Raw genomic sequence first — 10,145 nt, forward strand, 5'->3', positions numbered from 1 at the left:
AGACGGCGACATGGCCGAAGATCTGACCAGAACCGCACGCGCCGAGGCACAGGCCCTCTCGGAGACGGACAATGTCGATGACATGTATCTGACCTTCGCCATTGGCGGCGAGGAATATGGCGTGGGCATCGGGGGTGTGACCGAAATCGTCGGCATGCAGCGCATCATGAGCGTGCCCGACGTGCCCGCCTATATCCGCGGCGTCATCAACCTGCGCGGCAAGGTGATCCCGCTGATGGATGTGCGGCTGCGCTTTGGCATGGCCGAGCGAGCCTATGACGAACGAACGGTCATCATCGTGCTGGATGTGGCCGATGCGCCGGTGGGCCTGATCGTCGATGGCGTCAGCGAGGTTCTCGACATCGCGCCCTCGCAGATCGATCGGCCGGGCCAGTTCGGCCGCAGCACGAAGACCGCGGTGATGGGGCTGGCACGGGTGGGCGACCGGGTGACGATCCTTCTCGATGCCGAGGTGCTGGTGGGCGATGGCGATCTCGCGTTGCCGGCTGAAATGGTGGTCTGACGCATGCGGGTGATGATCTGCAACCAGAAGGGCGGGGTCGGCAAGACCACGACGGCGGTCAACCTGGGCGCGGCGCTGGCCCGTGCCGGGGCCGGGCGGGTGCTGCTGGTTGATCTTGATCCGCAGATGCACCTGACCGCCAGCCTTGGCCTTCAGTCCGAGGGCTGGGACGTGGCCGACTGGCTGTCGGGCCGGGCGGGCAGGCCGCTTGCGGTCCCCGACGAGCCCGGCCTGTTCCTTGTCCCCGGCGCGTCCGAGGCCGTGGCGGACCTGCCAGCCGATCCGGCCGCCGCGGGCTTTGACTGGCTGGTGATCGATGCTCCGCCGAACTGGTCGGATGCGATCGCCGGGCTGATGCGGGGCGCCGACATCGTGCTTTGCCCGCTGGAACCCGATTTTCTGGGCCTTCAGGGCCTGAACCGGCTGTTGCGCACCATGCAGGCCGCGGGGCTGGACTGGGGCCGGCTGCGGCTGCTGGCCACCCGCGTCTCGGACCGTCTTGCCGTGCATCGCGAGGTGCGCGCCCGTCTTGCCGAACGCTTTGGCGAGACCCTTCTGCCCGTCGCCATCCGCGCCTCGGTCAAGCTGGCCGAGGCGCCGGGCCGCGGGCGCACGATCTTCACCCATGCGCCGGCCAGCACCGGCGCGGCCGACCATGCGGACCTGGCCCGCCTGCTGATGCAGGACGGCCGCCGCGCCAGACGAAAGGGAACCAAGGCATGACACGCCGTCCGAAGAAGACCGCCCCCGCGCCGGCCGCCGCCTCGGGGGGCCGCCTGACCAACGATCCGCTTGACTGGCTGGCAGCCCAGGGCACCGCGCCCGAAACGCCGCAAGCCGAGGCTGCGGACCCTGAAACCGCCGCCGCCGAAGCCGTGGCCACGTCCGCCCCGGCCACCGCCGCCCCCGAGGCCGCCCCGGCAAAGCCCGGCCGCGCCCCGGCAAGAACGAGGACCGCGAAGATGACGACCGAAAAGACCCCGGCTTCCGCCCCGGCGCCGGCCGCAGCAAGTGCCGTCGTCCGTTCGGACATCGAAAGGTTGCTGGGCGACATGAAGGCGATGGCACGCGCCCATGTCGAGGGCGACATTTCCCATTTCATGGACCCTTCGGCCTATCCCGAGGACATGGGCGCGGTGGCGCAACTGGTGAACGAGATGGTGCAAAGCCATATCGGCACCATCGCCGAGGCGCTGGTCTGCGTGCGCAAGATGGGCGAGGGCGATCTGGACGCGCCGGTTTCGCGCTTTCCGGGCGGCAAGGCCGCGGCCAATGACGCGATCGAGGCCGTGCGCGCCAGCCTGCGCCGTGCCCATGACGAACGCGCCGAACAGGCCGCGTATATCAACCGCCTTCTGGCCGAGGCCAAGGCCATGTCGGCGGCCCATATCGCGGGCGATGTCGATGTCCGCATGAAAACGGCCGGCTATCCGGCCGAACTGGTACAGGTGGCCGACGCGCTGAACGAGATGGTCGAAGCGCAGGTCCAGTCCATCGAGGAAGCGATCCGTTGCTTCGAGGCCATCGGCGAGGGCAACTTCGATGCCCCGATGCGCCAGTGGCCGGGCAAGAAGGTGATGGTCAACCGTGTGATCGACCGCTTCCGCACCAACATGCGTGCTGTGACGGCCGAAATCGCCCTGCTGTCGGACAGCATCGTGGAAGGCCGGCTGGACCGCGAGGTGGATCTGTCGAAGTTCACCGGCGATTTCGTCGAGATCGTCCGCTCGTTCGAACGCACCTATGCCAGCCTGAACGGCGTGTTCCACTCGTTGTCGGTGCAGCTTGAACAGACCGCGCAGACCGTGCTTCAGGTCAGCCAGGCCTCGCAGTCGCTGGCGACCAACTCGGCTGTTCAGTCGTCGTCGGTCGATGAGGTTTCGGCCTCGGCGGAAGAAACCGACAGCCAGGTGAAGGCCAATGCCGCCGCCGCGCGCTCGGCCAGCCTGCTGGTCGAAGGCGCCGCCACCGTCGCCGCCGAAGGGCGCGAAAAGGTGAACGAGATGGTTCAGGCGATGGACGGCATCCGCGTCTCGTCGCAAGGTATCGCCAAGATCATCAAGGTGATCGACGAGATCGCCTTCCAGACCAACCTTCTGGCGCTGAACGCCGCGGTCGAGGCCGCCCGTGCAGGCCAGCATGGCCGCGGGTTCGCCGTTGTGGCGCATGAGGTCAGGAACCTTGCCGGACGTTCGGCCAAGGCCGCGCGCGAGACCTCGGAGCTGATCGAGGATTCCGGCAGCCGGGTGCAGGCGGGTGTCCGCATCGCGCACGAGACGTCGCGGTCGTTCGTGTCGATCGTGGATGACATCGAAAAGGTGAAGATGCTGGTCCACGACATCGCGCGGGCATCCGACGAACAGACCCGCGGCGTGGCGCAGATTTCGACCGCCATCGGCGAGGTCGCCAAGTCGGCGCTGTCGACCAGTCAGCAGGCGGACGAGCTGGCCTCGTCGGCGACGCAGATGCAATCGGCGACCGAGGCGATGCGCTCCGAGATCGGCCGCTTCAAGCTGCGCAAGCTCAAGACCGAAACCGCGGCGCTGCCGTCGCTGGATGCGCTGTCGCCGGACATGCTGGCCCAGCTTCAGCAGATGGTGGCGGCGCAGATGGGCCTTGCCGTGCGTCCGGCCGTCGGCCCGGCGGGCGCTGCACGGCCGGGTGCCGCCAATGGCCATGCCAGCAACCCCACCGACCGCGACGAACGCGGCTTTGCCGATTTCTGAGAACCGGGCCGCGGGAAGCAACGCCCGCCGCCGCCATCCCAAACGAGGTTAAGACATGCCCTACAACGTCATGATCGTCGACGATGCCGCCATGATGCGGCTTTACATTGCCAGCTTCATCAAGACCTTGCCCGATTTCAAGGTGGTGGCGCAGGCCGCCAACGGGCAAGAGGCGCTGGACAAGCTGGCGGCGCAGCCGAACGTGGACCTGATCCTTCTTGATATCGAGATGCCGGTGATGGACGGAATGGAATTCCTGCGCCACGCCAAGCTGAAGACCCGCGCCAAGATCTGCATGCTGTCTTCGGTCGCGGTTTCGGGCTCGCCCCATGCGGCGCGGGCGCGCGAACTGGGCGCGGATGGCGTGGTGGCCAAGCCTTCGGGCACCGTCTCGCACGATCTTGAGGAAAAGACCGGCGACGAGCTTGCCCGCACGATGCGGACGCTGATGGCCGCCTGAGGCGGCACAGGAGAGGGGTGTGCCCATGTCCGACGACTTTGACGAAATGGACGAGATCTGGGCGCTTTACGCCGACGATGGCGCGCAGGCGCTGGACGCGATGGAGGCCTCTCTGCTGGCGCTGAAGGCGGGCGAGGCGCCGGATGCGCATGTCGGCTCGTTGTTCCGGGCGGTTCATACCTTCAAGGGCAATTCGCGGGTTCTGGGGCTGTCGGTGGTCGAAAGCCGGGCCCATCTGTCCGAGGATCTGATCGGCCTTGTCCGCGACGAAGGCGTGGCGATGGATGCCGAGATCGTCGAGATCCTGCTGTTCGCCTCGGATGTGCTGCGCGCGATGCTGGAGGAAACGGCGGCGACGCGGGCCGATGTCGATCCGTCGGGGTCCGAGGTGCTGATGGAGCAGTTGCAGGACAAGATCGCGCGCTGTCGGGACGGGGGCGAGGCCGCCGCCGCGCCCGATCCCGTGGCGCCCGCCATGGCGGTGGAGGTCGCGCCGCCGCCGCCTGTGGTGGACGTGCCCCCCCCCGTTGCTGTCGAGGCGCCGCCCGTCGTGGCAAGCCCGGCCCCTGCGCCCGCGCCTGTCCCGGACCCGGTCGTCGCATCCGAACCCGCGCCCGCACCCGCGCGGGCGATCAGCCGGCTGGCCGACGATCCCACCTATCGCGCGATCTTTCGCGACATGGCGCAGGGGGCGCTGGACAAGTTCGCGGCCCAACTGGCGCGCTTTGCCGCCGAGCCAGGCCCCGCCGCCAGCCTTGCCCGATCCGAGGCCGAGGGGCTGAAACATGCCGCCGGCCAGATGGGCCTTGACGACTGGGCAGAGGCGCTGGCCGCGTTCCTGTCCGGCTCGATCGATCCCGAGACGCTGTCGGCGCTGGTGCTGCGGCTGGATGATCTGATGGACGCGCCGCCCCAGGTGCCGCCGCAGCCCGCGGGCGACCGGCCGTTCTTCGAAGCCATCGCCGATCCGCTGTCACGGCTGTCGCATCTGGGCATCCGCATCGCAACCGGCGAAACCCCGGCCGCGGACGAGATCGAAAGCGCGGTCGCGGCGGTTCGCGCCTCGGCCGCGGCCGAAGGCTATGTGCGCGTGGTCGAGGCGCTGGACGCCCTGCGTGGCGCGGAAGGCAACGAGGCGTTTCGCACCGGCGAGTTGAAGCTTTATGAAGAGTTGTCCGCGGTCGAGGCGATCATGCCCGAGGCCGCGGCGGCGGCCGGTATCAGCCCGCGAAAAATGCTGCGAAGCTGGTGCGCGGGCCATGCGTTCGACACGCTTTCAACGCTGGAAACGGTGCTGAACACGCTGCGCACCCATGCGGGCGACGCCGAGTTCCGCCGCTTTGACCGGCTGATGCGGCTGGTTCACCACGCCTGCGAACATCATTCCATCGACACGGCGGCTCAGCTTGCCATGTCGCTGGTCGATCTGTTCAGCCGGGTCCATTCGTCGGGTGTGGCGCCCGATGCGATGTTGTTGCACATCGCGCGCGGCTTCATCGAGACGATCGAACTGGCGCTGGATGCCATCGAACAGGGCGAGAAACCCGCGACAGAGGTTCTCGAACGACTGTTCGAGGAAGCGGCCAATGTCTGCTTCCTGACCGATGGTCTGATGACTGCGGGCGCGATTGAACGCAGGCTGGGACTGCCGTCCGAATTCCACCGCGTGCTGTCGCCCGACAGCGTGCGCTCGGCCGCCGAGGAGCTGGAAAAGGGCAAGCGGTTCTACATCGTGCGCACCGACATCAACGATGACGACCGCATCGCCGAAGCCTTCCTTGAATGGCTGAGCGGCGATCAGGCGCGCTCGATCACCAATGTGACGGTGTTCCGTGGCGCCGAGACGCTGTTCGATTTCCTTGTGTCCTCGCGGCTGGATGAGCCCGACCTGATCGAGGCGCTGGTGCGGATGGACCCGTCGGGGCGGCGGCTGAAGCTGACCCAGGCGCTTTGGCCGTCCGAGGCCGAAGCGACCGACCCGACCGAGATCCCCGGTAACGCGCCGCTGGCGCAGGGGGCCGCGATCACGCCGGAAATGCTGGAAACCATTGGCGAGATTTCGGCCAGTCAGGCGATGGTGCATCACCTGCTGGCGGAACTGGCCGAAAGCGATCTGGCCGAGGAAATGGAAACGCTGATGCGCCAGTCCGGCTGGGACTGGGGCGTGGCACGGACTTCGGTGCGGGCGATGCTCGACATCCACGCGGCCCGGCTGCAAGAGATCGCACAGGCCGAAACCGCGCTGACGGCGCAGCTTGCCGCGCTGCAAGAGGAAACGGTATCGCTGCGGGCGCGTCCCGCCAGCACGGTGCTGCGGCCGCTTCAGACCTTTGTCGAGACGCTGGCCCGGCGCAGCCGGCGCGAGGCGCGGCTGACCACGGCGGGCGACGAGTTGCCACTGGATCTGTCGCTGCTGGAGCGGCTGCGCGGGGTGCTGCGCGGGCTGGTTGCGATCCGGATGGAGCCCGCCGGCGGCGGCGCTGCCCAGCTTCATGTCTCGCTGCGCCGCGACGAGGAACGGGTGATCGTCATGGTGCAGGACGATGGTGGCCCGCAGGCCGACACGCCGGCCTTTACCGACCTTGTGGCCGGGATCAAGCGGCTGAACGGCAGTTTCCGCGCGGTTCCGGTTCCGGGCGGCGGGCTGCGGTTCCATATCGGTCTGCCGCTGTCGATGGTGGTGCTCGAGGGCATGGTGGTGGGCGTCGATGGCGTGCGCTACGTCGTGCCGGTTGACGCGATCCGCACCATTCTTCAGGTCGAACCCGAGATGCTGATGACGATCTCGGCTGCGGGGGGGCAGCGCGTGCTGCGGATCAGCGACAGCGAGATCGTGGCCATTCACCGCCTGCGCGGCCATCCGCTGGAAGGCGGGCGAGACCGGCCGTGGCCGCCGTTGCGGCGGGTGTTCGTGATCCTGGGCAACGCCGGCCGTTCGGTCGCGATTCCGGTGGACGAGCTGGTGGGCCAGCAGCTTGTGTTGCTTCGGCTGCTGCGGGGGGTGCTGTCACGGCTGAATCATCTGACGGGACTGGCGCTTCTGGCCGGCGGCGACGTGGGGATGGTGCTTTCTGCCAATAGAATCTGCGAACCACAGGCCGCCGAAGCCGTTTGATACGCTCGAAAGGATGTAGCCCCGTCTGACCAAAGACAAGCGGGCGGGGGCATCCGTATCGGCGGAGGACGGCAAGATTGATCGGCGGGTCAAGAACGGTCACCTTGGCCACATCGCCAGTCACTCTCAGGGGTTCGCCATGTTCTATGCCGTCGGTCTCAAAAGCTCCGGCCCGTCGTTCTCCGAGGTTTCTGGCCGCATGATCGATGCGGTGGGCGGGGCGCTGAAGCCCTTTGCCGATGCCGTGGCCACCTCCGAGCGTAACCTTGCCGGCTTCCGTGTCGGTTTCATCGGTGACGCGGCCAGCCGCGGTCTGGTGGATCTGGTGCGCGACATGGGCGCCGATGTGGAGATCTGTGGCATTCGTGCGCGCGGGCAGTCGTCTGGCCGTCGTCTGGATGCCGTCGTCATCTCGTGGCCCTCGGCTGCGGGGCGGGAAGCCGCGGAATGGACGCAGGTCGCGCGGATGCGGATCGACAATCCGCGGCTGGCCGTGATCCTGATGGACTGGACCGCGGGTTCGGTCTTCCTGCCCGAACATGATCTGCATCTGGCGCGTGGCGCGTCGCGCAGCGAGATCCGCGCCACCTTCACCGAGCTGCGCCGCCTGCGCCGCGAACAGGCGATGGCCGCCGAGGCGCTTTCGGCGCCGGCCTGTGCCTCTGTCGTCCGCCCGCTGTTCCGCCGCAGCGCAAAAGCTGCCGCCCCCGTCACCGTCTTCCCCGGCAACAAGGCCGCCTGAGGCGGGGCGCCCGCCGCGCCGCCTTTGCCGGGGTCGGAAAAAACCGCTAAAACTTTTCCGGATCGAGACGTTTAATCCCTTGAACACCAACCGCTTACGGAAGGATACAGGGGATGACTTTCGCAGATGCGCGTGCCCGCTATCGGCGCGCAGAGACGGCGGAATTTCAGGTCGTCGATGACCCGCATCAGATCGTCCTTGTCACCTTGCGGGAACTGGAACGGTCGCTGAAGGCGCTGGCCGCCGCCGCGGCGGTGGGGTCGTCCTATCCTGACCAGCACCTCAATCGCGCCTTCACCGCGATCTATATCCTTCAAAGCAGCCTCGATTTCGAGAACGGCGGCGAGATTGCCGGCAACCTGTTCCAGGTCTATGAATACTGCCGCCTTCAGGTCAGCGCGGCGTTCCGGCGTGAAGCGGGGCCGCAACTTGACGATGCCGCAACCCATATCGGCGGCATCCTGTCAGCATGGGAACAGATCGGGCCGGCGCGGGCGGTGCGGCCATGACGGCCGCGGTCTCTGACCTGCCGGCTTCTGCCACATCGGTCTGTCTTGGCCTTGCCGCCGCGACCGATGCGCTGCGCGAAGCCACCGCCCGCGGTGACCTTGCGGCGATGGTGGCGCAGGACGACCGCCTGCGTGCCCTTGCGGGCGGGCTGGCCGGGCCGGGCCGTGAAGGGGTGGCCAGCGCCCAGCTTCTGGCCGCACTGGTCGCTGCGCTGGATGCGGTGCGCGCGGCCGAAGCCGAGATCGAGGGCCTGCGCCTGCGGGCCGATGCCGACCGCCAGCAGACCCGGCGGCTGCGGCTGGCCTATAGCGACGGGGTGCGCCGGTAATGGACGCGGGCAAGCCCTCACGGCCGGCCCCATGCCGGCGCTGCGGGTTCCTGCGGATCTATCTTGTGCTGGCGGGGGGCATCATCCTGCTGATGGCGCTGCGGCCCGAGGCCGTTCAGCGCCTGGGCCCGATCCTGCCCACACCCGAAGCGATCAGCGCCACGCTGACGGCGGCGGCGGCCACGCTGGCCCTGATCCGCTGGATCAGATGGAAACGGAGGCCGCAGCCGGCCGCCGCGCCGCGGCAATCGGTGCCAGCAGCGCGCTGAGCGGACGCAGCCGGCGCCGGGATTCCGACCCGCGCTCGTCGCAGAACACCGTTTCGACCGCGATCCGGTCAAGGTCTTGCGCGAAGGTCTCGTCAAGCAGGCGGGCGGTGCTGTCGGACATGGAAAGCTCCTTCAATCTGGCGGTCCCCGGCCGGGTGGCGCCATCGTCACGCGGGTTTCAGGGCGCAGGGTGCAAGTCCCGTGCCGCGGCGCGGGCGCGATCGGTCCTAACCGGCGCGGAAATCGGTGATCAGCGCCTCATACACCGGGTCGGGCACCTCGGCTGTGCCGTAGCGGCTGTTGGCCACGTCGCGCAGCACGCCCGGCAACGCCCGCCGGAACGCCTCAAGCGAGGGCTGGGCCTCGTCGCAGATGCGCACGGCCTCGGTCAACTCGACCATCAGCAGCGGCAGATCGCCCAGAAGCAGCTTGTGCATCGCCATCATGTCCAGACGCTCGCCCTCGACCGCGAAGGTCACGCGCAAGTCCAGCGTGCGGGTGCCGCCGCGGATTGTCGCGCTGATCGGATCGGGCAGCGGAAGATAGGTCAACGCGCCTTCGGGGCCGGTCTTTTCCTCCACCTCGACCGGCGCCGCGGGCGTGGTGCGGTAGATCGTGACGCCCATCCCAAGGCCGAACAGCACCAGCGGTCCGGCCAGTGCGGCACCAAAGATGACACGGGACTGAAGGCGGGCTTGGGACATGGAACGCTCCGACAGGTGGGGCATCATAGCGATATCCGTCCCGCGTTTCAGCCTGCCCGAACGGGTGGCGCCCCCTGCGGAAGACGGGGGCCACGGCCTAAGAAACCCGCCCCGCGCGTCGTTGCAGACAGCGGAAGATCGCCCGGAAAGGGGAGAAGGATGAGATTGAACCTGCCGCATGTGCTTGCGCCGGTGCTGAGGCGGCTGCCGGCTGCGGCGGCGCGTCCTGCGCGCGAAGGCGACGATGCCGAGGCTTTCGACCTTGTCCGCACTGAAACCCGGCTGAAGAACCGCGCCCAGGTCGAAAGGTATCTGCCCGACATCCTGGGCCGGGCGCTGGCGCGGATCTGGATCGACCCGCTGTTTCGCGACCGTTTCGCGGCCGAGCCGGTGGCCACGCTGGCCGCGTATGGTGTGTTCCTGCCCGACACGATCTCGATCGTGTTCGAGACCGAAGGCACCGCGCGCCCGCGCGTCGTGGTCTATGAACAGCGCGGACCTTTGGCGCCGAAACGGCGGATGCTGTATCTGCAACTGGTGATGATGGCGGGGAAATGAGGCTGGCGGCGGTTCTCTGTCTGGCACTGGCGGGGCCGGCCGCGGCCGATCCCTTCGCGCAGGCGATTGCCGCCTTCCGCGCGGGCGATGCGGGGCGGGCGGCGGTGATCTTCAACCCACATTCCCCAAGTAAATCGCTGATTTTGCTGTCAGGATCTCAATATTTCCGATATAAATCATGGTGTTGATGGCCGTGAGGGGCGCGTTTGA

The 10,145-nt window shown here is 67.9% G+C and carries 11 protein-coding genes; 9 read left to right on the plus strand and 2 right to left on the minus strand.

Translation table 11 applies throughout. The features are described 5' to 3' along the window. Positions 1 to 10 precede the first annotated feature (10 nt). From CRO07_RS02075 to CRO07_RS02110, 8 genes are all read left to right on the plus strand, one after another. A complete protein-coding gene (locus CRO07_RS02075) occupies positions 11 to 523 on the plus strand; it encodes a chemotaxis protein CheW (protein WP_097029010.1) in 513 nt (170 codons plus the stop codon). Positions 524 to 526: 3 nt separating this feature from the next. Next, positions 527 to 1,246, plus strand: coding sequence for a ParA family protein (locus tag CRO07_RS02080; RefSeq protein WP_176504465.1), 720 nt, complete (start codon positions 527 to 529; stop codon positions 1,244 to 1,246). Then, positions 1,243 to 3,249, plus strand: a complete 2,007-nt coding sequence (locus tag CRO07_RS02085) for a methyl-accepting chemotaxis protein (protein WP_097029011.1) — start codon at positions 1,243 to 1,245, stop codon at positions 3,247 to 3,249. Before CRO07_RS02080 ends, CRO07_RS02085 begins: the two co-directional genes overlap by 4 nt. Before the next feature lie 55 nt (positions 3,250 to 3,304). After that, positions 3,305 to 3,709, plus strand: a complete 405-nt coding sequence (locus CRO07_RS02090; RefSeq protein ID WP_011908653.1) for a response regulator — start codon at positions 3,305 to 3,307, stop codon at positions 3,707 to 3,709. Between the two features lie 25 nt (positions 3,710 to 3,734). Next, a complete protein-coding gene (locus tag CRO07_RS02095) occupies positions 3,735 to 6,824 on the plus strand; it encodes an Hpt domain-containing protein (protein WP_097029012.1) in 3,090 nt (1,029 codons plus the stop codon). A gap of 139 nt (positions 6,825 to 6,963) precedes the next feature. After that, complete coding sequence (locus CRO07_RS02100) at positions 6,964 to 7,566, plus strand: hypothetical protein (protein WP_235840914.1); 603 nt, start codon at positions 6,964 to 6,966, stop codon at positions 7,564 to 7,566. 113 nt (positions 7,567 to 7,679) lie between these two features. Next, the gene (locus CRO07_RS02105; protein ID WP_097029013.1) at positions 7,680 to 8,075 is read left to right on the plus strand and encodes a flagellar export chaperone FliS; all 396 of its coding nucleotides are present in this window, start codon (positions 7,680 to 7,682) and stop codon (positions 8,073 to 8,075) included. Beyond that, positions 8,072 to 8,404 carry a hypothetical protein gene (locus CRO07_RS02110; protein WP_097029014.1) on the plus strand — a complete coding sequence of 111 codons (333 nt, stop codon included), beginning with the start codon at positions 8,072 to 8,074 and terminating at the stop codon, positions 8,402 to 8,404. Before CRO07_RS02105 ends, CRO07_RS02110 begins: the two co-directional genes overlap by 4 nt. A gap of 204 nt (positions 8,405 to 8,608) precedes the next feature. On the opposite strand, the gene CRO07_RS18355 is transcribed toward CRO07_RS02110, so the two are convergent. Next, on the minus strand, positions 8,609 to 8,794 hold the full coding sequence (locus CRO07_RS18355; protein WP_141400036.1) for a hypothetical protein: 186 nt from the start codon (positions 8,792 to 8,794) through the stop codon (positions 8,609 to 8,611). A gap of 106 nt (positions 8,795 to 8,900) precedes the next feature. Continuing rightward, the gene (locus CRO07_RS02120; protein ID WP_097029056.1) at positions 8,901 to 9,377 is read right to left on the minus strand and encodes a hypothetical protein; all 477 of its coding nucleotides are present in this window, start codon (positions 9,375 to 9,377) and stop codon (positions 8,901 to 8,903) included. A 159-nt stretch (positions 9,378 to 9,536) separates the two neighbouring features. Here CRO07_RS02120 and CRO07_RS02125 point away from each other — a divergent pair, with 159 nt between their 5' ends. Further along, entirely contained in the window at positions 9,537 to 9,935 is a 399-nt protein-coding gene (locus tag CRO07_RS02125) for a hypothetical protein (RefSeq protein WP_097029016.1), read from the plus strand. Positions 9,936 to 10,145 lie beyond the last annotated feature (210 nt).

The sequence above is a fragment of the Cereibacter ovatus genome (genome assembly GCF_900207575.1).
GTDB lineage: Bacteria > Pseudomonadota > Alphaproteobacteria > Rhodobacterales > Rhodobacteraceae > Cereibacter_A > Cereibacter_A ovatus.